This window comes from Vibrio sp. 1F255 (assembly GCF_041439145.1).
Classification (GTDB): domain Bacteria; phylum Pseudomonadota; class Gammaproteobacteria; order Enterobacterales; family Vibrionaceae; genus Vibrio; species Vibrio crassostreae_C.
The window spans coordinates 50456-72544 of sequence record NZ_JBGONQ010000028.1 but is presented as its reverse complement, the minus strand read 5'-3'; the positions used below and the strand labels follow the sequence as shown (position 1 = coordinate 72544).

General features: G+C 44.9%; 21 protein-coding genes, 2 pseudogenes and 1 riboswitch. Of the genes and pseudogenes, 9 read left to right on the top strand and 14 right to left on the bottom strand.

Going from position 1 to position 22089, the window contains the following annotated elements; genetic code table 11:
- Nucleotides 1–35: 35 nt before the first annotated feature.
- Nucleotides 36–782 carry a phosphatase PAP2 family protein gene (locus ACED41_RS15725; protein WP_371725260.1) on the bottom strand — a complete coding sequence of 249 codons (747 nt, stop codon included), beginning with the start codon at nt 780–782 and terminating at the stop codon, nt 36–38.
- A 374-nt stretch (nt 783–1156) separates the two neighbouring features.
- Nucleotides 1157–1307, top strand: a riboswitch (FMN riboswitch).
- Nucleotides 1308–1495: 188 nt separating this feature from the next.
- Here ACED41_RS15725 and ribB point away from each other — a divergent pair.
- Together ribB and ACED41_RS15715 are read left to right on the top strand one after the other, a co-directional pair.
- Nucleotides 1496–2152 carry a 3,4-dihydroxy-2-butanone-4-phosphate synthase gene (ribB, locus tag ACED41_RS15720; RefSeq protein WP_017054827.1) on the top strand — a complete coding sequence of 219 codons (657 nt, stop codon included), beginning with the start codon at nt 1496–1498 and terminating at the stop codon, nt 2150–2152.
- Between the two features lie 384 nt (nt 2153–2536).
- Complete coding sequence (locus tag ACED41_RS15715; RefSeq protein ID WP_136982933.1) at nt 2537–3385, top strand: hypothetical protein; 849 nt, start codon at nt 2537–2539, stop codon at nt 3383–3385.
- A 131-nt stretch (nt 3386–3516) separates the two neighbouring features.
- On the opposite strand, the pseudogene ACED41_RS15710 reads toward ACED41_RS15715, so the two are convergent.
- A pseudogene (locus ACED41_RS15710) lies at nt 3517–4412 on the bottom strand (LysR substrate-binding domain-containing protein).
- Nucleotides 4413–4566: 154 nt separating this feature from the next.
- Here ACED41_RS15710 and ACED41_RS15705 point away from each other — a divergent pair.
- Complete coding sequence (locus ACED41_RS15705; RefSeq protein WP_102332195.1) at nt 4567–5205, top strand: NAD(P)-dependent oxidoreductase; 639 nt, start codon at nt 4567–4569, stop codon at nt 5203–5205.
- A 77-nt stretch (nt 5206–5282) separates the two neighbouring features.
- On the opposite strand, the gene ACED41_RS15700 is transcribed toward ACED41_RS15705, so the two are convergent.
- Both ACED41_RS15700 and ACED41_RS15695 read right to left on the bottom strand, forming a co-directional pair.
- Nucleotides 5283–5936 carry a cupin domain-containing protein gene (locus tag ACED41_RS15700; RefSeq protein ID WP_371725259.1) on the bottom strand — a complete coding sequence of 218 codons (654 nt, stop codon included), beginning with the start codon at nt 5934–5936 and terminating at the stop codon, nt 5283–5285.
- A gap of 135 nt (nt 5937–6071) precedes the next feature.
- The gene (locus ACED41_RS15695) at nt 6072–6839 is read right to left on the bottom strand and encodes an SDR family NAD(P)-dependent oxidoreductase (protein WP_371725258.1); all 768 of its coding nucleotides are present in this window, start codon (nt 6837–6839) and stop codon (nt 6072–6074) included.
- 105 nt (nt 6840–6944) lie between these two features.
- Between ACED41_RS15695 and ACED41_RS15690 the strand changes: the two genes are divergently transcribed.
- Entirely contained in the window at nt 6945–7283 is a 339-nt protein-coding gene (locus tag ACED41_RS15690) for a helix-turn-helix domain-containing protein (protein WP_004733017.1), read from the top strand.
- Between the two features lie 57 nt (nt 7284–7340).
- On the opposite strand, the gene ACED41_RS15685 is transcribed toward ACED41_RS15690, so the two are convergent.
- Nucleotides 7341–8246 carry a LysR family transcriptional regulator gene (locus tag ACED41_RS15685; protein ID WP_017067750.1) on the bottom strand — a complete coding sequence of 302 codons (906 nt, stop codon included), beginning with the start codon at nt 8244–8246 and terminating at the stop codon, nt 7341–7343.
- A 210-nt stretch (nt 8247–8456) separates the two neighbouring features.
- On the opposite strand from ACED41_RS15685, the gene ACED41_RS15680 reads away from it, so the two are divergent.
- Nucleotides 8457–9176: an SDR family oxidoreductase gene (locus ACED41_RS15680; protein ID WP_004733012.1), complete on the top strand. Its 720-nt coding sequence runs from the start codon at nt 8457–8459 to the stop codon at nt 9174–9176.
- Nucleotides 9177–9283: 107 nt separating this feature from the next.
- On the opposite strand, the gene ACED41_RS15675 is transcribed toward ACED41_RS15680, so the two are convergent.
- Entirely contained in the window at nt 9284–11095 is a 1812-nt protein-coding gene (locus tag ACED41_RS15675; protein WP_371725257.1) for a choice-of-anchor I family protein, read from the bottom strand.
- 200 nt (nt 11096–11295) lie between these two features.
- Complete coding sequence (ompW, locus tag ACED41_RS15670) at nt 11296–11943, bottom strand: outer membrane protein OmpW (RefSeq protein WP_017064924.1); 648 nt, start codon at nt 11941–11943, stop codon at nt 11296–11298.
- Between the two features lie 400 nt (nt 11944–12343).
- Between ompW and glgC the strand changes: the two genes are divergently transcribed.
- A complete protein-coding gene (glgC, locus tag ACED41_RS15665) occupies nt 12344–13564 on the top strand; it encodes a glucose-1-phosphate adenylyltransferase (RefSeq protein WP_017064925.1) in 1221 nt (406 codons plus the stop codon).
- A gap of 121 nt (nt 13565–13685) precedes the next feature.
- On the opposite strand, the gene ACED41_RS15660 is transcribed toward glgC, so the two are convergent.
- Both ACED41_RS15660 and ACED41_RS15655 read right to left on the bottom strand, forming a co-directional pair.
- Nucleotides 13686–15116, bottom strand: coding sequence for a YfcC family protein (locus tag ACED41_RS15660; RefSeq protein WP_102320897.1), 1431 nt, complete (start codon nt 15114–15116; stop codon nt 13686–13688).
- Nucleotides 15117–15530: 414 nt separating this feature from the next.
- Nucleotides 15531–15758, bottom strand: a pseudogene (locus tag ACED41_RS15655) (hypothetical protein); the annotation flags it as partial.
- Between the two features lie 57 nt (nt 15759–15815).
- On the opposite strand from ACED41_RS15655, the gene ACED41_RS15650 reads away from it, so the two are divergent.
- The 3 genes from ACED41_RS15650 (at nt 15816) to ACED41_RS15640 (ending at nt 17163) form a co-directional block, all read left to right on the top strand.
- Nucleotides 15816–16073: a hypothetical protein gene (locus ACED41_RS15650; protein WP_229648214.1), complete on the top strand. Its 258-nt coding sequence runs from the start codon at nt 15816–15818 to the stop codon at nt 16071–16073.
- Between the two features lie 337 nt (nt 16074–16410).
- A complete protein-coding gene (gene hpf / locus ACED41_RS15645; RefSeq protein WP_017061680.1) occupies nt 16411–16767 on the top strand; it encodes a ribosome hibernation-promoting factor, HPF/YfiA family in 357 nt (118 codons plus the stop codon).
- A gap of 240 nt (nt 16768–17007) precedes the next feature.
- Nucleotides 17008–17163 carry a DUF3012 domain-containing protein gene (locus ACED41_RS15640; protein ID WP_017061679.1) on the top strand — a complete coding sequence of 52 codons (156 nt, stop codon included), beginning with the start codon at nt 17008–17010 and terminating at the stop codon, nt 17161–17163.
- A 162-nt stretch (nt 17164–17325) separates the two neighbouring features.
- Here ACED41_RS15640 and dgcA read toward each other — a convergent pair whose 3' ends face one another.
- The 5 genes from dgcA to ACED41_RS15615 all read right to left on the bottom strand — a co-directional run bounded on the left by dgcA (nt 17326) and on the right by ACED41_RS15615 (nt 21891).
- Entirely contained in the window at nt 17326–18312 is a 987-nt protein-coding gene (gene dgcA / locus ACED41_RS15635; RefSeq protein ID WP_371725256.1) for an N-acetyl-D-Glu racemase DgcA, read from the bottom strand.
- A gap of 57 nt (nt 18313–18369) precedes the next feature.
- Nucleotides 18370–19377: an N-acetyltransferase DgcN gene (gene dgcN, locus ACED41_RS15630; RefSeq protein ID WP_017061677.1), complete on the bottom strand. Its 1008-nt coding sequence runs from the start codon at nt 19375–19377 to the stop codon at nt 18370–18372.
- 91 nt (nt 19378–19468) lie between these two features.
- Nucleotides 19469–20359, bottom strand: a complete 891-nt coding sequence (locus ACED41_RS15625; RefSeq protein WP_371725255.1) for a LysR family transcriptional regulator — start codon at nt 20357–20359, stop codon at nt 19469–19471.
- A gap of 95 nt (nt 20360–20454) precedes the next feature.
- Complete coding sequence (locus ACED41_RS15620; protein ID WP_371725254.1) at nt 20455–21291, bottom strand: SGNH/GDSL hydrolase family protein; 837 nt, start codon at nt 21289–21291, stop codon at nt 20455–20457.
- An 87-nt stretch (nt 21292–21378) separates the two neighbouring features.
- Nucleotides 21379–21891, bottom strand: a complete 513-nt coding sequence (locus ACED41_RS15615) for an RNA methyltransferase (protein WP_017061674.1) — start codon at nt 21889–21891, stop codon at nt 21379–21381.
- Nucleotides 21892–22089: the final 198 nt, after the last annotated feature.

Sequence of the window (22089 nt, the reverse complement as noted above, 5' to 3'; positions counted from 1 at the left end):
AATCTGAGCCCTTCTTTTGCAGTGAGGACGGATCCCTAAGAAGTCTGTTTCAAAAATGCAGGTAAATAGCGTTCTATTTTTTGCTCTGAGATAAGCGGCACCAATAAATAGATCAAACCCGCAAAGGCAATAGATCCGGCTAAGTCTTCTGGTCGATGCATGCCAAGCCAAACACGGCTATAGGCGACACCACCAGCCCAAACCAGTAAACCGCCGACTAGATAAAAGCGTTTCGCCTCTAGGAGAAGACCACCAAAGAACGCCAAACACACACCGACGAAAATCATATGTCCAGATGGGAAAGAGTAGTCAGTTTCACCCAACCAGTGACGCGTTCGCCACTCGCTCACCTTATCTTGTACAGACTCAATCGCAGCATTCTTTTCAACCAATGGTAATTCGTAAAACACTTCCGGCATATCAACGACTTCCTGCGTTACCAAATACTCAGAATAAGGACGAGGGCTCTCAGTGGAATACTTTAAGAAGGTTTTCGCTGCAAAGCTAAGCACCAACAACAAGCCGAGCTGCAGACAAAGACTGACTAACTTAGCTTTGGAAAACTTCATCGTGAGCAGGACTAAAGACAAAACAGCGAGCGTGACCAAGAACCCTTGATTACCCGCCGAGTAAGTCACGAACGTCATAAAAGCACCGTAGAAAGGCAGAACCGCGCTTCCAAGGTCGAAGTCAGATCCAAAGATCAAAAAAGGCACTAGAGAATACAAGCTTAAAACGAGCAGTAATAAGCCTTTGGATTTGTTAGAGAACAGAGAAGTCATGGCTAAGATCTTTGAGATAAAGTGCTCGGATGCTATCGCAGCTTAGCATCGCCAATATCAATTTTATGTCAAAACGGTCAGTCAGCCGTCATGGTGTAACAATAATCGATTAAAGGGCCTCTTAAGTATTGAGCTGATGAACTGTCACGCCATCACCAATAATCCAGACCATCCACTTGTGTACATATAGACATCAAAACCCACTAAACATAGCCTGCGCACCGCTATACACCACACGCTAAGGTCTGCTGATAAAGTGAACACTTACCGGATTATAAGGCCAGAATCTTAAAAACTTTGCTGTCAGTCCTTTAAATCCACTATTGAAAGGATTACCATCTGGTCTGCTTTCAAAAGCAAAACAGATTATTAATTTTTATTCTCAGGGCGGGGCGAAATTCCCCACCGGCGGTATGTCCTTAGCAAAATCTAAAGATAAGCCCGCGAGCGCTCGATTCGTCGAGGTCAGCAGATCTGGTGAGATGCCAGAGCCGACGGTTATAGTCCGGATGAGAGAGAATGAAAACACACTCGTTTAAGTTGGAAAGGCGTACCCGCGTGAGTTGGGTTCGTACCTCCAACTTAGGCGGGTGCATTTCGTTTTGGATAAAACCATAATGAGCTAAAGTTGACTTGTAATGAGTAGGCTTTGTTGTGCTCGGTTGAGATCCCTCATACAGCCCTGATTCTGGTGATATTTTAGGAGTTTAACCATGAATCAGTCTTCACTACTTGCCGAATTTGGCGAACCAATCACTCGCGTTGAAAATGCACTGCAAGCTCTACGCGAAGGTCGTGGCGTACTTCTACTTGACGATGAAGATCGTGAGAACGAAGGCGACATCATCTACTCAGTAGAACACCTGACGAATGCTCAAATGGCGCTTATGATCCGCGAATGCAGCGGCATTGTGTGTCTGTGTCTAACTGACGAGCAAGCGAACCAACTTGAACTTCCACCTATGGTTGTTGATAACAACAGCGCAAACCAAACTGCGTTTACCGTCACTATCGAAGCGAAAGTTGGTGTAACAACAGGTGTTTCTGCCGCTGACCGTGTAACAACGATCAAGACAGCTGCAAATCCAACAGCTAAGCCTACTGACCTTGCTCGCCCTGGCCACGTATTCCCATTGCGTGCTCGTAAAGGTGGTGTACTTGCTCGTCGCGGCCACACAGAAGGTACAGTAGATCTTATGCAAATGGCTGGTCTTCAATCTGCCGGTGTACTTTGTGAAGTAACCAATCCGGATGGTACGATGGCAAAAGCGCCAGAGATCGTTGCTTTCGGCAAACTACACAACATGCCAGTACTGACCATTGAAGACATGGTGATGTACCGCACTGAGTTCGACCTTAAGCTTGCATAACGTTTAGCCCTCAATGCTAAACACTTAGTCGTTAAGTCAACTACACTGCGAAGTGAACATTGAAAGGCCTCACTCTTACTGCTTTTAGAGTTAAAGCATATAGGGTGAGGCCTTTTTAATTTCCGTAGCTTGAAACGAGCCTGAAATGGATCGCCAAAGTGTCTCTACTTACCGAAACCTCCCCAACCTATCGTTAGAAAAGCGTAACCTCTCAAAAAATCCTGCAAAATATGAGAAACATTCACTAGAATGGTGAAGTCATGCACCATGATTGATCATCCATAATTTGAGAAAAATCATAAATCAATGAAATATAACACTTATTTATTTTGGCATGGTGTCTGCACTACCACTAAGTAGGTATACAAATATTAGGAGTTGAATATGTTTGTAGTTATTTCAGTGGGTTTATCCCTATTAGTACTTGCAGCCCTGTTTCATTTCTCAAGGAAGAGACAAACAGCGCTATCACACAGGTTTGAAACCTTAGTTCTGCTTAGAGAGTTATTGTTGTTATCACGCAAACACCGCGCGGCAACGCATTACGCTCTGGCGTATAAATTGTCTAGCGACTCGATTCGTAAAGTGAACGAGATTTACGACAACATACTTGAGGTATCTGAGCTGCTTCAATCCCATGTGTCGTTTGACAGCCGCCCTATGTATCGCATCTATCACCTCAAGCTCATCGCTATGCACAGCGACTGGCAAAACCGTAGCTTGGTGCGTAACCAATCGATTCATGGCAAAACAATTCGCCATAGCATGTTCTTGATGGATGAAGTAATGATCATCTGGCTAATTCAGTCTGAGCGTGAAGACATGAGCCGTGAGTACCACATGAATTGGCAACAGATCTTAGATTGCATGGAGATCCTGACCAAATTACGAATGTGTATCCCTGATATGGAGAAGCCTGAGGAGTATTTGAGATTCAAATTCTACGCCTCTCAGACACACAGAAAACTCAACCAGTTATCGATTATCTGCCCTCTTAGTAGTGGGTCACCGGTTTGTACGCGAGCGATGCATGCACTCTCAGAGATCGCATCAAGTAACGAAGCGACCCAACCGGCAGATAGCATGTACGAATTAACCAGTGATATCTCTAGCGTCGTGTCGCAAGTTTACGACCAAGTATTATCCGACATTACGAGAAGCTTGTATCAGCCTTTACCAGACGTAAACGAAAAGGTAATAAATACCCGATTATCCGTACATCATTACATGTAAAGACTTCGTGAGAGGAGAGCGTGCTGGAACTCTGAATTATTGAGTTCAAATCCGATATCACCATTGATATCGGATTTTTGTATTTATGAGCTTTTAAAATTCTATCGCTATGTATCATTGCCTATGAAGTTTCAAACATCGCCAGATTTGATATCGCTAGACCAAGCTTCTGCGGCAAAATCAATGAACTGACGAACAACCGGCAGCTGATAACTACGAGACAAATACACCGCCCACAGCACACTACTCGGTGAAACAAACTCATCCAATATTCGTATCAATTTGCCATTCGCAATCAGTGGGTTGGCTAAGTCACAAGGTAAACGAACTACCCCTTTCCCGTGCTGTGCGGCGCGAGTTAGCACTCCAACATCATTAGCCTTGATAGTGCCAGACACCTCAACTGAATAGTGTTGATTGTCCTTAACAAAATCCCACTTAGAAACATTCAAGTGACGAAAACAATTGTGTTGTCGAAGCGCCTCGACCGTTTCAGGTTCACCATGTTTGTCTAAGTAGGCTTGCGAGGCACACACCACTGAATCAATAACCATTAGCTTTCGTGCAATCAAACTATCATCAGGTTGATCGGTATAACGAAGTGCAATATCGATCCTCTCATCCACCAGCTGAGTAAAGCGGTCTGAGGCAAACAGTTCGACCGTGATATTAGGGTGGCGCTCGGTGAACTGTTCGACCACATCCAACAACATGTGCTGAGTTAAACCAATCGGAGCTGCAATTCGAATGGTTCCAGAAAGATCATCGGTTTGATTGAGTGAAGTAACTTCTAGCTCAGCGGTCTCATGGAGGATCTTCTCACAGCGCTGCAGAGCGTTTTCCCTGCCGCGGTTAAGCTCACCTTTCGAGTCGTCCTATGTAATAGCCTCTGCTTCAGCCACCCTTCTATCTCTTGAACATGACGTGAAACCTGCAACCGACTCATGTCCAAATGCTCAGCTGCTTGGGTGAAGCTGGCACAATTCGCAACTTCAACAAAGCTACGCATTGCCGTCAACCTATCCATCACACTTTCCCTTATCCACTGAATAAAACCTATTAGCTAGCTACATAGATACAATCTACATCATTTTATGATATTTATCGCAACCTAGTGAGCTATTAGACTGCAATGGCTGTCGAGAAACAGACTCAATAAATTAGATAATTGGAGAAACATTATGAAAATTGCAGTATTAGGCGCATCAGGTTGGATTGGTAGTCACATCGCTCAAGAAGCTCAAGCTCGCGGACATGAAGTTGTTGCTGTTGTAAGAGATGCAATCCGCGTAGAAACCCAAGGCATTGAAGTTCGTTCATTTGATTTACAAGACGAAGCCGCAAATCTAGCAAACGCACTATCCGGCGTTGATGCAGTAATTACTTCGATTGGCGGACGCGCTCTAGGTAATCACGACATCGTAAAAAGCACAGCAACTAAGCTGCTTGATACACTACCAAGCATTGGTATCGAACGTCTACTTTGGGTTGGCGGTGCAGGCTCATTAGAAGTAGCACCAAATGTACCGTTAGTGACCGTTCCTGACTTCCCTGCAGATTACAAAAACGAAGCGTTAGCACAGGGCGAAGCGCTTGAAGTGTTCAAGCAATCGAACAGCGAAGTTAATTGGACGTTCATTAGCCCAGCAGCAGAAATCTTCCCGGGCGAGAAACTATCAACCTACCGTACCGGTGGCGACCAACTGCTCACCGACCAAGATGGCAACAGCAAAATATCCGTTAGCGATTACGCTATTGCGATGATTGATGAACTCGAAGCTGGCAAATTCCCACGCCAACGTATTGGTGTTGCGTACTAGTCAGCTCATATATAAAAACTAAAAAAAGCCGCTTGTTCAAAACAATGCGGCTTTCTCATCTTTTACTGAGCATTCCTTTAATCCAATGGCAGATGCCCTGTTTTCACTAGGATAACCGTCTCTTCTTCCACATAAGGAAAATGCTCACTCATGTGTGGGCTGCGCATCCATGTGTGTTTTGGATACTCACCATGTTCGTCTTTAAAGGTGCCAGAAAGTACAAATATCTCTTCACCGCCAAAGTGGCGATGCGGCTGAAAACGTTCGCCAACCGGCCACTTCACTAACGCGACATGCTCGTGTTCGAACTCATGCAGTGGCATCACTTGTAAGCCGCCAACACCCTGAAGCCATTCTGTTTCCAAAGTATTAATACGAACTTGAGTTAAGTCTCTCGCGTCAAACTGGTTGAGCTTAACCAAGATCGTACAGCCATTTTTGCTGGATGGGGAATGCGCGCTGCCCGGCGGATTACGGATATAAGTGCCCGCTGGGAAATCTCCGGTTTCATCAGAGAACACACCCTCTAATACGAAGATCTCTTCACCTTGCGGATGTGGGTGCTCAGAAAACGAAGAGTCAGGATCGTACTTCACCACGCTGGTCGTGTGGCCCGATTCTTTCTCTTCTCTTTCAAGTGGCTTACGCCAAACCCCTTTAGCAGGGCTTGCGACCCAATCTAATGTCTCGGTTTCTATAACCAATCTCTTTGAAAAGTCCATGTTGAACATAATGGCGACCTTACTCTTATTATCGTTTTAATTATTATTGTTGTCTTTCTCGTTTCTATTCTACGCGAATACTGATCAAGGAGGCCATCTCGCTGCTATTTTGCCTGCGCGATAGCCACCTAAAAAGAATCCTAATTAATTGCGGCCAGCAATCACTCCGCCATCAACATCCCAGATTGCACCCGTTACCCAATCAGCACTGTCTGACAGTAGGAAAGAGATGCTATTAGCGATGTCTTTCGGCAAACCTACTCGACCAATAGGATGGAACGCGTTGAAGACTTCTAGCGCTTGATCCACTTCTTCAGGTTTGATGAAAGATTCGTAAATCGGCGTTTTAACCACTGCCGGGGAAACCGCATTCACACGAATGTTATGCTCAGCCAGTTCCATTGCCATGTGTTGTGTTAATGCATGCAGGCCAGCTTTAGCCATTGAATAGGCAGAAGATGGCGTCGCTTTGATTGCTTGCTTCGCCCACATAGAACCAACGTTAACCACACTGCCGCCGCCATTCTTGATCATCAATTTACTTATCGCTTGAGTGATGAAGAAGGTTGCTTTATTAAGCTGCATGTATTGCTCGTAATCAGATTCTTGGTGCTCAATAAACGCTTTAGGGTTGAAGTAGCCAGCCGCATTAACAAGGTAACCAATACCCTCTTCAAGTGACTCTAGATGCGAAATAAGATTCGACACACTTGCATCATCATAAAGGTTAGCTTGCCAACCTGAAGCGTGACCTAACGATTGCAATTCTGACACCGCTTTATCTAACTTAGTTGGGTTATTGCCGACCACCAACACATGGATGTTTTGAGCGACTAATTGCTTCGCTGTTTCAAAGCCCATACCACTTGTGCCACCGATTACTACTGCAATACCATTTTTAGTGAAGTTCATTTTGTTATCTCCTAAGTCATGTGAACGTGGTAATCTTAGGCCTTGAACTAACACTATGAATAGTAAGTACAAATCGGTTAGGTAGGTACTTATTGGTACATCTTTATGAAAAATCAGGAAAACTTTTTTTCAAGAAAATCGGCACCAGAGCGCTCAGCTCGCATGGTAGAAACCATCTACGGCTGTAAATGGTCGCTAACGGTTTACCAATTACTGGCAAATGGCATTAATCGCCCTGGTGAAATGGTGCGCTCGGTAGAAGGGCTATCTACAAAGGTATTGAATGAATGCTTGAAGCGAAATGTGGAGTTTGGGATTTTAGATAAACAGATGTTTAACGAACTGCCACCAAGAGTTGAATACCAAGTGACGCCGTTCGGCGAGAAGTTCTTGTTGATTCTAGACCAGCTGGAAAACCTACAAAACGAAATCGACGAGATGTAAGCCCAAGCCAGTCCAACTATTGCCAAAAGAAGGAGGAAGGTAGGCAGCACGCACTATTTAGCTGACTGGCATTTGCTCAAAGCGACCTTTTACAAAATCAATGAAGGTTCGAATTCGACTTGGTTGATAGCGGTCTCGATGGTAGATCGCTGAAAAGTCCACTTTCGGCACTATCCACTCATTAAACACCTGCTCCAATTGCCCATCATTGATCTCTTGCAAGCAATAGATGGTTGGTACACGAATAATTCCGTTGCCCGATTTCGCGCCCTGTACTAACACTCGCCCATTCTTACATTGCAGCCTACCCGTCACATGAACATCGACTGTTTTCTTGGTGTCATCCAAAGCTTGAAAGCTCCACTTACGCACCGATCCCGTTAAGCAATCATGGCGGATCAGATCTTTAGGATGGCTTGGCTTCCCTTTGCGAGTGAAATACTCAGGGCTCGCGAGTGTTCCCATTTCAATATCCAATAGCTTTCTTGCGATAAAGCCCGCGTCTTCTAAGCTCCCCATACGAAAAGCGATATCAAAGGCGTCTTCAATCAAGTCGACTCGGTTACTACTGAAATCAAGGCTGATGCTGATGTCTGGGTAGAGCTGCATAAACTCATTGACCAAATCCGCGATGATCACTTCACCCAAATAACCGCCAACACAGTTTACTTTTATGTCGCCACGTACTTCTTCGACATCATCCACAGCAGCAATCAGAGCTTGGTCTATATTATCTAAGGCTTGTTCACATCTCGCGTACAGATCTTGCCCAGCGTGAGTCAGCCTTAAGGTTCGAGTGGTGCGGATAAACAGTGTCACACCCATCTGCTTTTCTAGGCTGCTCACTTGGCGTGATACGTGGGAACGAGACACATCCAACTCCTCCGCCGCTTTGGTGAAATTACCTAAACGAGCGATCAGCACGAAAGAACGAATATCAGACAGGTTAATTTGATTAAGCATAGTCGCCAGCTTACTAATGGAGTTATGAGATAGACACTTTTATTGTTGCACCACAGCAACAGTGTTTCAAGTAAAGCGCTATATATCAACAATTCTATTTTCCTTAATATACCTCCATCGCAACGAAGCAAGGCAACAAGCACTTGATTCGAATGCACTTAAACAACCCGTCGTAGCCAACCGACGCAATAAAAGTACAGAGGAAATAAAATGAAAAAACTAATCGTAATTACAGGTGCAAGCTCTGGTATTGGTGAAGCAATCGCTCGTCGTCTAAGCGATGAAGGTCACCCTCTGCTACTTTTAGCTCGTCGTGTTGATCGCCTTGAAGCGCTGAATCTACCAAACTCACTGTCAGTAAAAGTAGACGTAACAGACAAAGCGTCTTTTGATGCAGCAATCGCACAAGGTGAAGAGAAGTTTGGCCCTGTAGATGCACTTATCAACAATGCTGGTGCAATGCTTCTTGGTCAAATTGATACTCAAGACGCACAAGAGTGGAAGACAATGTTCGATGTAAACGTGATTGGTCTTCTAAACGGCATGCAGTCTGTACTTGCTCCGATGATGGAACGCAACACAGGTACTATCATCAACATCAGCTCTATCGCAGGTAAGAAAACATTCCCAAGCCACGCGGCTTACTGTGGTACTAAATTCGCGGTACACGCTATTTCTGAGAACGTTCGTGAAGAAGTGGCGGCATCAAATGTTCGTGTTACTACTATCGCACCGGGTGCTGTAGAAACAGAACTTCTATCTCACACAACATCTCAAGAGATCAAAGACGGTTACGACTCTTGGAAAGAAGACATGGGCGGCGTATTGGCAGCTGACGACATTGCTCGCGCTGTATCATTCGCTTACCAACAACCACAGAACGTATGTATCCGTGAGATTGCTCTAGCACCAACTAAGCAACAGCCATAGGCCTTTGCCATCGCTAATAAATAAGCGATGAACTAAAAAAGCGCCACGACTTAACAAGTAGTGGCGCTTTTGTTTTGATTCGAGCTAATTGCTAGTAATAATCTTGATTAAAACTCAACGCGATAGACTGATGTGCTACCACTTACTTCATTACCGACAGCGATAAAGTGGTTACCTAAACGTGTGAAATACTTAATTGATTCAGGGCCTAAATCCCCCGCTTTAGCGTTGTAAGTATCATTGTCGCAATCACCGTCTTCATCAACCTTGGTGCACACTGGTTGTGTAAAGTCGCGATTGTTTAGATAGCGGATGAAACTTGCACTCCTAGGCTGAGTTACGTCGTAAACCATGATGCCACCTTGGCGCTCAAGTCCAATAAAGGCATAGTGCTTGCCGTTGATCTCAGCCACTTCGATCGCTTCAGGCTCTACACCTTTATCATCACTACGATCGTCACCGCTTTGGTTGTTATCATTGGTGCTGTTGAAGTTTGCAGGATCTTGCTCAAGTATGATTCGAGCAAAATCATCACCGCTATCAAACACTAGCTCGCCTGACTCATCCCAAATAGAGAAAGAACGGCTACCGAATGCTTGAACCTCTTGGTCAGCAGCGAGTGTCCCTTGTGGCTTAATCACTTTAAGACGAGCAAGTTGCTTGTTGTCTTTCAATGCGCCTGCTAATGGGTGGTTAGCGTCAACGTCTAACTTCTTGCCGCGTACTTCATCGACATGCGCGATACAAAAGTCTTTTTCTGTGGTGTAGTTTTCGGTGCCTTGATAATCGTCACCGTCCCACTCAAAACCTTTCTCATCACATATTTTTTGCGTGGTCTTGATGCCATATTCACGACCATCACCTTCGTTCGCAGTCACAATATAGGTGTTGCCCTCAACACTGTAGCTAGTGATGCTATCTGGCATGTAAAGGCCTTCTAACATTGCGTAGCTTTGTAGATTATCGATGTTTTTGTCTTTATTTGACGCATCCAATTGCGCGCTATCCCAAGGTTTGCCGCCTAAACCAAGAATCGCATCCACCTCTGCCGTTGCGACATCAATCGCTGCTAGTGCGTTGTTCTCTTGCAGGGCAACGTAGAGTTTGCCGTTGTCAGCAAACGTTAGGTATTCAGGCTCTAGGTCTTGAGCGACGGTCGCATCGGGAGCTGAAATTCGAACCTTATCGGTTAATTCCTGGTGACGAGGCTGACCTTGGTTAAATGCCTTGAAATTAATCTGAGTGACCTTCGCTTGCATCGGCCCATTCGCTAAATCCACCAGCGTTACTGAACCTTCAGGATCAATGCTGTAATCCGCATTCGGCTCACCTTCATTTGCTGACGCAATATAACGACCATCTTTAGAGAAGCTCACCATGTCTGGCAGAGCGCCAGCCGTATAAGTGGTGATCAGCTCTAATGTGTCTGAGCGATAAAGTGCAACGATGCCGTTTTGTTGTTTGTCGGCATTTTCAATCGCGACAGCAACTAACCCTTGATGAGTCGACACACTGTTCGCTGCACCAATATCAATACCAGAAGCTGCAGCCGCTGATTGAAGATCAATAGAACCCGCAGATGTTGGTGCGCTGTCAGAGTCCATCGATAACACATCAACTTTCTGAGCTTGAGCGTTCACAACATAAAGCTTGTCGGTACATGAATCGTAGCTGACGATTTCGGCTGCAGAAGTATCAAACGGAGCGTCAGCAATGGAACTGCCAACCAGAGTAAGCACGGTGACCTCAGCATCGCTTGCGATTGGCTGTTGGCTGGATTGGCACTGGAGGCTCAAAGCATCAAGTGAGGTTTGAGATAGCGTATTCGCCGTAGATGATGTTGACTGAGAACATCCAGCCAGAGCGGAACTCACTGCGATAGGTAGTAATAAAGTCAGCTTATTAAATTTACGATTCATATATCCTCCATAATTTGAATCGCGATCATAGAGGCCGCTTATGACAGTTATCTTTCCCTTTTGTTAACAATAGGTGACGACAATCGGTTTCTTTTACCCATAACAACAGAGGGTTAGAATGAGCATTTCATTAACAAGCACACAAAAAAAGGCGCACAAGCTGGCTGGTGCTTGAGCGCCTTAGTAAACTGAATCGTAGGTTAGAAGTTGTAACCACCACCGATCATGAATACCCATGGGTCGATATCAACGTCTGTTGAGTACTGAACACCACCCGCTTTGTATTTAGCTGTAGTGTCGATATCTGCGTACCAAACCGATGCGTTCAAGAACCAATCTTCATTGATCATGTAGTCCATACCGATGTTTGCAGCAAGACCCCAAGAGTCATCAAGAGACAAGTCGCTCAAACCAGCATCTTTGCCCGTACCATTAAGTTCTTCATCGAAAAATACGGTGTAGTTGATACCCGCGCCTACGTAAGGACGGAATTTGCTGTTTGCTTCACCGAAGTAGTACTGCACCATCAGCGTAGGTGGTAGGTGTTTTGTGTCAGCGATATCGCCTAGACCACCATGATTTGTAGAGATTGTATGAGAGAATGGCGTTGCTGCAAGAATTTCAAGACTGATGTTATCTGTAAACATATAGCCAAATGTCAAACCAAGTTGGGTGTTTGAATCCACACCAAATTTTGACCCCGATGTCTCCAGAACATCTCCACTGCTATCGTTAGGAGATACCATTGCTGCACCTGCACGGATGATGAAATCACCTTCTTTATGAGCAAGAACGTTGGTTGACATAAGAGCCGCAATAACCGCAATACCACATACTGTTTTTTTCATTATAATTTCCTTTTGGGGGCTTAATCTTTGTTGGTGAATGAGTAATCATTTCTTATTTTGCGTGCAAGGTATCATAGAATAACCCTACTTTATTGATGGAAATCAATTTGTGAAAAGTTGTGATTATTTATGTAAATTTATATCGACCCGATCACTTTATCTCTTCATTTTATTGACAGTTTTGTAATGCAACTTTTCCGTGCGTCATTTTGTTAATCCAATCCCTTCACTTTGCTCAGCTCTCTTTGGATCAAAATAGAGCAAGCCAATATCTCGCACGCATCATTTTGGTGCAGCTCTACAAGAATCAATCTTGCCGCGTATAATATTCAATGAGTTACATTTGGCTTAGTGCTTGCAAGTCTATGTTCATAATCATAAATACATTGAGGTTCTGATCATGCAAGACACTCTAACAATCGTTCTGGCCGGCGGTGTTGGCTCTCGGCTTTCCCCTCTCACTGATAACCGTGCAAAACCTGCGGTACCCTTTGGTGGCAAATATCGAATCATCGATTTCACTCTCGCGAACTGCTTACACTCTGGGCTACGCCAAATTTTAGTGCTGACTCAGTACAAGTCTCACTCTTTGCAAAAACATTTGAGAGATGGTTGGTCGGTGCTTAACCCCGAGCTCGGCGAATACATCACCAATGTTCCCCCACAAATGCGAACCGGTGATAGCTGGTACAGCGGTACTGCCGATGCAATTTATCAAAACTTGTATCTGCTTTCTCGCAGTGAAGCCAAGCATGTGGTGGTGTTATCCGGTGACCATATCTATCGCATGGATTACGCGCCAATGCTCAAGCAGCACAAAAAGAACGAGGCCGACCTAACCGTGGCGTGCATGGAGGTTTCGATTGACGAAGCCAAAGAGTTTGGTGTGATGGAGATAGATGAATCTCTAGAGATCAATAACTTTACCGAGAAGCCGCGTTACCCTGCCTGTGTACCTGGCAGGCCGACTCGAAGCATGGCTTCAATGGGCATTTACGTCTTTGATAAAGAAGTGCTAACACAAGCGCTACTGGCGGACGCCGAAGATCCGAACTCAAGCCACGATTTTGGTAAAGACATTATTCCTAAGTTGGTCGGCAACAACAGTGTTTACGCATACAAGTTTGGGGATGAAGAAGGCCGAGTGACCCAAGATGCGTACTGGAGAGATGTTGGTACTATCGACTCTTATTACCAATCGAATATGGACCTGTTAAAGCCAGCTTCGCCTATCGATTTATATCAACCTGATTGGGCGATTCGTACTTACGAACCGCAGCTGCCACCCGCACGAACCATTGCTTCAGTTGAAGGTAATCAAGGAATATTCATCAACTCGATGATAGCGAATGGCGTTGTAATTGAAGGCGGCTCGGCGCAAAACTCAATCTTCTTCCCGAAAGTGAAAGTCAGCAATGCCGCGATTGTGATTGATAGTATTCTGTTTGAAGATGTTGAGATTGGAAAAAATTGCCACATACAAAACTGCATCATCGACAAGAACGTTAAGGTGCCTGACGGAACCCAGATCGGTCTTGATGGCCTTGCCGATGCGAAACGCTTCCACATATCAAAACAAGGCGTGATTGTGGTGCCCTCTTCTTACCAATTTGAAGAGTAACCTTTAACGTTGGAATAGCTTTTCTTTAAACGAAAAAAGGCAGCGAATTCGCTGCCTTCTTATTTACTCACACAGCTTCAGTTAAGCCTTAACTGTCCATGTATTCGATTAAACAGAAACCTTAGAAAGGCCCTAACTCAATCATTTGAGCAATCACAACAGAAACCAAAGCGCCTACCGACCAGAACAAGAACAGTGGTAAGAAGAAACGAACCCACTTGGTGTAAGGTACTTTTGCTATAGCCAATACCGCCAACAAGCCACCATTGGTTGGGTAAATATAGTTAGAAATACCATCACCCAATTGAGAAGCCAGTGCCGCCACTTGACGAGTCACTTCACCAATATCTGCCAACGGAATAATGATTGGCATGGTGATCACCGCTTGGCCACTGCCCGATGGAATGAACAGGTTGATCGCAGCCTGCGAGAAGTAGATCCCTGCTGCTGCCACAAGTTTAGAGCTACCAGAAATGATCTGTGCAAGATAGAAGATAATAGAATCAACAATCTTCGCGTCTTCCATAATGGTTAGCACTGAACGAGCAAAAAAGATGATCAGTACCGCGATCAATACGTCGCTAACACCTTTGGTCCAATACTCACAGATCTTGTTCGGAGATAAACCCGCCACCAAACCCGGAATAATAGCCATCGCCACGAATGCACCCGCAATCTCGGTGAAGCCGAACCCCATCGTCAACGTGCCGAAGATCATGTATGCGAATACGCCCAAGAACGCGATGCCCGCAAGCTTTTCACGTGTGGTCAGTGTTTTCGCTTCAACATTTGATTCATAGTGGTAACCCGTGCCGTGTAACAAGCCTTTGGTCGGATCTTGCTTAACTTTGCGCGCGTAGTTAAGCACATACCATGCACCCGTTAACAACATGAACATACCAACAATAAAGCGGTACCACATGCCTGAATACATAGGCAGTTCAGCGATAGTGTGTGCAATACCCGTAAAGAATGGGTTAGCCAAAGCGGCCGCGAAACCGGCACAACTTGCCAGTAAAACAACGCCAAGTGCCGTAATCGCGTCATAGCCAAGCTTGATACAGATCGGGATCATCAAAGAGATGAAAATGACATCAAGTTCACGCATACCGGTGAAGGTAACGTTGAAGAAGATCGCCGTCATGATCACAGGCGCAATCACGTATAAGCCTTGCTTCTTTAGCTTAGTAGTTAGTGCAACAACGGATGCGTCTAACAGACCCATGTGTTTGATAATGCCAAAAGCACCACCCACAAATACCACAACGCCCATCACGCCAGAAGCGGATTTGAAGCCTTTAAAAAATGATTCGAAAAAAGAGGCTAATGTTGTTGGGTTGCTGGTCAATTGTGTGTAGCTGTCTGGGTCGATAACCGTGCGGCCATTCATGACCACTCGCTCGAATTCACCAGCAGGGATGAAGTAAGTTGCGATTGCAGCAACGATCACCATGATAACCAAAGAGAGAAACGGGTGGTTTACTTCTTTCTCTGTCGGCGCTGCGTTACCAGCTTGAGATGTAGGTACGGATGTAGATACCGTAGTCGTCATATAGACTCCTTATTTGTCAGCAACTAAGGTTCACTTAGCCGCCGAGAGGGATTTTTGGAAAAACGAAACCCTTCACGCTGAACTAAGTTCGCGCTAATTTAGGCTGTTTCAAAAAGGCCTTTGATAGATGGTGCTCTCAAATGTACATAGTGAAGTAGTGAGTACTACTCTCTTTGCGTCCGAGCAAAATGCAGGTGTTCAGCCAAGTCAGGCCAAACTGAATGAGGTCATTACAAGCAGGTAAACCGAAAAGTCTGTTTTGGTAATGCGTTTTTTATCAATTACAAAGACAAGCGGCGCATACTAGCACAACAAGTCATTAATTGTCAGAAAAGTGTGAGTTTCGTCATATTTTGGTGAGCAAAAGAAAAGCGCCCACTAATAAGTAAGGCGCTTTTCTGCAATCGAATCGAGTTACTTAGGTGCTAATTCGTAGTTTTCTTGCATCTCATGAGGGGCAATCCCGTACTCATAATCCGCTAAGTAGCCATCCTTATAGACCTTCATTCCCTTCTCATCCCAGCTCACTTTGATCATCGCCGTGTTGCCATCTTCACTGCCTAACAGCTCCAGCATTTCTGCATCAATCTTAATGGCTTTGATGGTTTTAATACGCTTAAACGGCTTAAATTCAGTGGCCGAGAATACGATGGCCGAGCGATAACGCTTAAGCTTGAGTCCAATCGCAAAGATTCTCGATTGTTGCTCAAACTGCAACATATTGATCTAGGCTCAATTGATGAGTCTCGCATTTCAGAACTTGTGCGATTCAAAGTCGAAACGCCGGTTCGCTATGAAGGTGACATTAATTATTGGCGTCAGGGCGTCGAATTTCCTGTCGATCAACTGGCATCCAATAAAGAAGTCGATATTAGAGCACGCATTACCATACCCGAGTCTCAACTCACAGCAGGAGAGTTTCACTTCAATATGGAGTGGGCAGTTGAGTGTCTATAAATTAGTAACTTAAGCTGAGTTTTTAATCAAAGAAGAAAAAGTGAGTGAGCTGGAAAGAAAATCAATGGAGTGACAAGTTCGGAATTATAAAACCGATAAAGAGAGATTCACTGGGAATTCGCTGTAGGTTAGCGCAAATTATCAAGGATGGAGTTTTTTTGAACATGTCTTTAAAACACGAAACATAATATGCGATCAGTTCATCGGACTTTCAAGGGAGTAACAAGAGAATATTTGATAACACTGAAGTCAATCACACATGTGCTAATTCTCAGTTGGTTAATCTATCCGATGTTTGCTACGTTTAAATGACACAGTCATTGGAAAGGTATGATTTATGAAAATAAATGTTCAAACACATCATGTATCAATTAACGACGAGTCACGCAAAGACATCGAAGGTAAATTCGAGAAGATATCTAACCATTTCCCATCACTGATCAGTTGCGACATCATCATTACTAAAGAACACGGTCAACATCAGGTTGAAGTATTCACCAACTACGAAGGTGTACGAGTAACAGCAAAATCGACAGACGATGTTATGTACCCAGCTATCGCTGCAGCACTTAAGAAACTTGAAGCGGGCCTAAGTAACCGTAAGGGACAATTGAAAGCCGACCTACACGAGAAACCAACAAGCACGAAGCCAGAGATTGCTTCGGACATCATCCAAGAGATGAAATTGGTATAAATCGATAAGTAGTTAAAGCGAAATAACGAATAGAAACTTATTAAGAATTTCAAAGCCAGCATACATTGCTGGCTTTTTCGATCTTAAAGCCAAGCAAACCTTCGCTTCTTTACCGTCCCTCGAATTCAGCTCAACCCCACATCATTATTAACGCCCTTAAGTTCTTAGCAGCTATAACAATCACTTGTGGGATTTGATACAGTTATAAGCAGAAATTTAGACCACAACGGAATGTTTATTATGAAGAAAATCGCGTTGATACTTTTCCTTGCTACTCAATTAATGGCTTGTACCGAGGTTGGCAGTGAAGCTTGGTGTGCGGATATGAAAGAAAAGCCTAAAGGTGACTGGACGGCTAATGAAGCGGGCGATTTTGCCAAGCACTGCATTTTCTAGGTGGGTTGTATTTAGCAGTTCAGTACACCCCACTCAATGAAGCAAGTGAGTAGTTGCAGTATGGTTTACTTATCTCTGTAAAACGGTACAAACAAAAAATCGCATAAGTTAACGCTTATGCGATTTTTGTATGGAGAGATTCCTAGCTAATTTGTTAGGAACTTAAAGAACAATCATCCCATCTCGATAAGTCAGTGATGGTGCTACATCTTGACCAAGTAAGACTGGGCCATCGAGGTCGACGATTTCAGATTGAACGGCGATAGGCAGAGCTGCACGCATCGCCAGCGATGTACCGAGCATACAACCCGACATCAGCGTAAATCCTAGCCTTTGAGCTTCTTCAGCAAGTACCAATGCTTCGGTCAAACCACCTGTTTTATCGAGCTTGATGTTGACCATTTCATATTTGCCTAACAAAGATGAAAGTTGCGAAGTGGTATGACAGCTTTCATCAGCACACAGTGGTATCGGGTGCTTGATGTGCGCCAATGAGGCATCGTGCTGTTGGGGTAACGGTTGCTCGATCATCGCAATATCAAATTCTGCCAGTTGATTGAACAACTCTTCGAGATTCAGCCCTGTCCATGCTTCATTGGCATCCAATACAATTTGAACATCTGCCGCGGCTTCTCGTACTGCGCGAACACGCTCTACCACCTGCTCGCCGTCAAGCTTCACTTTCAGAAGTTTCGCACCATTCGCGACATAGTCTCGAGCCTGAGTCGCCATGGCTTCTGGCGTGCCAATCGAGACTGTCATTGCAGTCACGATTTGAGCAGGCAACTCAAACAAGCTATTCGGAAACGTCTGGTCGTTCTGCTGAGCTTCAAAATCCCAAAGCGCACAATCGACCGCATTGCGCGCTGCCCCTCCGGTCAATAAAGACTGAAGATGATCTCTTAGCTCTGCCGGATCAGTAACGCCTCGTTCAAACATAGCTTCAAGTGCGCTAGACGCTTGTTGGATTTGCGCTAACACAGACTCCGATGACTCGCCGTATCGTGGGTAAGGCGTGCATTCGCCCTGAGCTCGTTTGCCACCATGTTCAATGTAAACACGAACAACGTGACACTCAGTTCGACTGCCACGAGAGATGCGAAAAGGCGTTTGCATCGCGATAATAATGGGTTCAGCTGTAATCTTCATAATTTCACTCGGTTGATGTTCACTTTAACAAATGGAAACGTAGAAATGATGAAGTCGTTAAAGTGAATGTCGCAAATGATCAGTAATGTGTTGTACACCAAAGCGCACTGGGTCCGTCACTGGCACTTGATAGAGTGTGGTCCATTCTTGGCACAATGTCTCAGCCTCTTCAATGCTAATCGCCGACGTGTTCAAGCAGATACCCACCAGCTTCGCGTCTGGATTAGTCAGTCGCGCCGCTTGCAAGTTGGCTTCAATCGTCTGTTCTATGCTTGGTAATTTAGCATGAGGAAGGTTACGAATATGTGGTCGCCCAACTTCATGACACAGCACTAAGGCATCCGCTTGTGCGCCATGTAAAAGACCCAAACTCACGCCTGCAAACGAAGGGTTGAACAAAGAGCCTTGCCCTTCAATGATGTCCCAATCGTGGTCGGTAAAATCAGGGCTAATCGCTTCAACTGCGCCAGAAATAAAATCCGCAACCACCGCATCAATCGAAATACCGCTGCCTTCAATCAAAATACCTGTCTGCCCTGTCGCTTTAAACTGAGCGGATGTTCCCGCTTGTTTAAGCGACTTTTCAATCGCTAATGCCGAGAACATTTTGCCTACTGAGCAATCAGTTCCGACAGTAAGCAGGCGCTTACCTTGACGAAGCTTACCGTTACCAACATTAAGAACACCGTCAAAATGGCGTACATCATGAAGCTTAGTCAATCCTTGTTGCTGCATGTCAGCAAGCGGTGAAAATTCACTCAATCGTTGGTGCATGCCAGATGCAATCTCATATCCCATTTCTGCAGCGGCCATAATGGTTGACTGCCAAGAATCAGGAATAACACCACCCGGATTTGCGGTACCAATCACTAGCGTCTTCGCGCCCTGCGCTTGCGCCTCTTGCAGGGTCATATCCGTTAAGCCCAGTGAAACGGTATCACCCGTTAAACGCAGTTGACCTAGGCAGATTTCTGGTCGCCATTGATGAATACCGCGAGCTGTTTTTGCAGCGAGTGGGTCAGTAACATCCCCAAGAAAAAGAAGGTAAGGTTGAGCGATCGACATGAGTATTCCTAATTAATAAGCCCTTGTATGGGTTTACTTTAATTAAGAACTTCGAAGCTGCCGAATGCCTATTTATGGCGAGCCTATAACCTTAAGTTATAGGGTGAGTATGGATTTTCAATGAAGCGATAAATTGCTTAACGGAAATCGACTGAGGGGTGTGCTCTGCGCAAAGCATCGATACCGAAAATTGGATGTCTGGTTGAAGCGGCAACACACAGACCGCATCGTCATTTTGATATTGCTCTGCCGTCCACGGATCAACAATCGCAAACCCCACTTGGTGCTTGACCAGTTCCGCAGCGGCGCTATACCCACGTACAGATATCGGGTGGTGATAATGCTGCTCACGTGCAATAAGGCGTTGATGTAACAGGAGGCCTAATGGATCGCGGCTATCGAGCCCGATGATTGGCAGCGGATAATTGATCAGATCATCTAACGTTAATTCCGCGGGGAAATGATCAACCGTATTGGAAGGAACCAAAACCTTTAGTGATTCGGTTAATAGCGTTTCACTTAATATCGCAGGCGGTGCTTCATCGCCAAACGCGATAGCAATATCAAGCTCATGCTTTAATAACCCAGCACACAGCTCATCACGGTTTGCAGTCAGCAACTCAAAAGATAGCTCTTGTTCCCGAGACATTTGGGCTATTACCTGAGTTAGTAATTTAGTCGCCAGTATCGGCGGCGCACCAATGCGTAAATGCTGATGGCCTTGCTTCACTTTGTTGGTCAGAGATCGAAATTGCCCCAATTGCTGATACACCTTTTCCGCTTCTGGCAGTAAGGTTTTTGCCTCAACCGTTGGCACCAACCGCCCTTTAACTCGTTCGAATAAGCCAAACCCAAGTTGTTGCTCCGTGTGCGCCAAAATACGGGTCACGTTTGGTTGCGACACATGCAAGCTGCGCGCGGCTCCAGATACGGTTCCGGTCTGCATAATGGCGTAAAAGACTTCCAATTGTCTTAGGTTCACATTGATGTCCTTATGGTTCGCGAAACAAATCTAGGGTTTGGCTTTTCTTGTATTAGCTAAGCTGTTTATCGGTCTAGCTAGCGTTTTGCGTGAGTCTATTTTAGTAGCTCAGCTATCGTAGGTTGAAGTATCTCAGCCCAAGTTTGATAAGCCTTCGCATTCAAATGCAGATCATCACACGAGTACTTGTTCGACAACAGCTTATTAGGCGACAATACTGAATTCACATCTAAGAACGCAATGCCTTGCTGTGTACAGTACTCGCTTAGCTTGCTATTGAGCAGTTCAACCGACGGATTTAAACCTTGCAGTTTAGAGCCAACATAAAGCGTTGATTGCACCAATATGCGAATCTCATTTTCTTGCCACACCTTAAGCATATCAATGTAGTTCTGGTAGATATGGTCGACATCATAACCCTGAGCTAAATCGTTTATCCCTGCCATAAAACACACCAGCTTTGGCTTCACATTCAACGTGGTATCAATACGGCGCAACATGCCAGTTGTGGTGTCACCCGCTAAGCCACGGTTGACCATCGAAACATCGCGAAAGATATCCGCCCACGGGGCCCATTCGGTGATCGAATCACCAAACATGACTAGGTCTACACTTGGGGAAAAATGGCGATGGTTATCTGATGTCATGATGTAACGACTCATACTGTGGCCTCGTTGCTGAATCTCAGACTGAAGAGCGACTGCCTTGAGGATCTCGCTATCTGGCGTGGCGCTATCAAATTGAGCTAGCAATCCTTCGATATGAGGCTTAAAAGGGCTAAGACGAGTACTCAGTTGATGATGTTCTTTAAGGGAAGATAACCTCTCTAGTAATGCATACAAAGAGCGGTTTTGACCAACTTCTTGGAATAACTGATAGAGATCGAGGACAGAGTGTTGCTGTAGCGCGGCAAGTAATTGCTTGTCTTCCATGGTGTTATCTAACCCTTCAATTATCTGATGATGAACTCAAGATAATATCCGATTGCGTACGGGATAGATAACACTAGAAGCAGAGAATTACTTTTCTTTGATTAGCAGATGGTTACGGTTATCACGGCTTTTCTTAATCAGTTCGTTGCTCTCATCCATTTCATCAGATTTAGCAAGACGATCGTAAAGCAGCACATTCACTGTCGCTGCCAAGTTCATGCAGCCAACTGTTGGTACGTACACAACATGATCGGCTCTGTCGGCGACATCTTGAGAAATAGAGCCGTCTTCAGGGCCAAAGATATAAATGGCATTTTCTGGGTGTTTAAAACGCGGTAGTGGTGTTGCACCTTCTGCGAGTTCTACGCAAACGATCTTAGTTTCTGGATCAAGATTGTCTAAAAACGACTCAACACCAGTCAACGGGATAGTACGCGCAGCACTCTTAGTATCGGTGTGGAATTTTGCGGCTTTTTCGTAGCGTTGCCCTGTGTATTTAACTTCGTCGACTTGGTAACAACCAGCCGCACGCATAACAGCACCAACGTTTGTCGGGCTCTTTGGGTTAGTTAAACCAATAGTCACATGGCTTTTGTTCATGAATCTTTCTCACTTAACGAATAGACATAGCAGGGTGCTACAAAGCGTCGCATTCTAACAAAGCAGCGTCGAATTCAAAAGCATCGATACAAACTCACTTTTTCGCGCTTAAGCCTCTAGTTGCAAGGCTTCTCACCCCAAAAACCTAACCGTCATCATATTTATAAAACAAAAACACTCTAGGATAACAATTAAACA

Bases quoted from the DNA above. Each gene is read 5' to 3' on its own strand.
- ACED41_RS15725 (WP_371725260.1), bottom strand. From the start codon at position 782: ATGACTTCTCTGTTCTCTAACAAATCCAAAGGCTTATTACTGCTCGTT.
- ribB (WP_017054827.1), top strand. From the start codon at position 1,496: ATGAATCAGTCTTCACTACTTGCCGAATTTGGCGAACCAATCACTCGC.
- ACED41_RS15715 (WP_136982933.1), top strand. From the start codon at position 2,537: ATGTTTGTAGTTATTTCAGTGGGTTTATCCCTATTAGTACTTGCAGCC.
- ACED41_RS15705 (WP_102332195.1), top strand. From the start codon at position 4,567: ATGAAAATTGCAGTATTAGGCGCATCAGGTTGGATTGGTAGTCACATC.
- ACED41_RS15700 (WP_371725259.1), bottom strand. From the start codon at position 5,936: ATGTTCAACATGGACTTTTCAAAGAGATTGGTTATAGAAACCGAGACA.
- ACED41_RS15695 (WP_371725258.1), bottom strand. From the start codon at position 6,839: ATGAACTTCACTAAAAATGGTATTGCAGTAGTAATCGGTGGCACAAGT.
- ACED41_RS15690 (WP_004733017.1), top strand. From the start codon at position 6,945: ATGAAAAATCAGGAAAACTTTTTTTCAAGAAAATCGGCACCAGAGCGC.
- ACED41_RS15685 (WP_017067750.1), bottom strand. From the start codon at position 8,246: ATGCTTAATCAAATTAACCTGTCTGATATTCGTTCTTTCGTGCTGATC.
- ACED41_RS15680 (WP_004733012.1), top strand. From the start codon at position 8,457: ATGAAAAAACTAATCGTAATTACAGGTGCAAGCTCTGGTATTGGTGAA.
- ACED41_RS15675 (WP_371725257.1), bottom strand. From the start codon at position 11,095: ATGAATCGTAAATTTAATAAGCTGACTTTATTACTACCTATCGCAGTG.
- ompW (WP_017064924.1), bottom strand. From the start codon at position 11,943: ATGAAAAAAACAGTATGTGGTATTGCGGTTATTGCGGCTCTTATGTCA.
- glgC (WP_017064925.1), top strand. From the start codon at position 12,344: ATGCAAGACACTCTAACAATCGTTCTGGCCGGCGGTGTTGGCTCTCGG.
- ACED41_RS15660 (WP_102320897.1), bottom strand. From the start codon at position 15,116: ATGACGACTACGGTATCTACATCCGTACCTACATCTCAAGCTGGTAAC.
- hpf (WP_017061680.1), top strand. From the start codon at position 16,411: ATGAAAATAAATGTTCAAACACATCATGTATCAATTAACGACGAGTCA.
- ACED41_RS15640 (WP_017061679.1), top strand. From the start codon at position 17,008: ATGAAGAAAATCGCGTTGATACTTTTCCTTGCTACTCAATTAATGGCT.
- dgcA (WP_371725256.1), bottom strand. From the start codon at position 18,312: ATGAAGATTACAGCTGAACCCATTATTATCGCGATGCAAACGCCTTTT.
- dgcN (WP_017061677.1), bottom strand. From the start codon at position 19,377: ATGTCGATCGCTCAACCTTACCTTCTTTTTCTTGGGGATGTTACTGAC.
- ACED41_RS15620 (WP_371725254.1), bottom strand. From the start codon at position 21,291: ATGGAAGACAAGCAATTACTTGCCGCGCTACAGCAACACTCTGTCCTC.
- ACED41_RS15615 (WP_017061674.1), bottom strand. From the start codon at position 21,891: ATGAACAAAAGCCATGTGACTATTGGTTTAACTAACCCAAAGAGCCCG.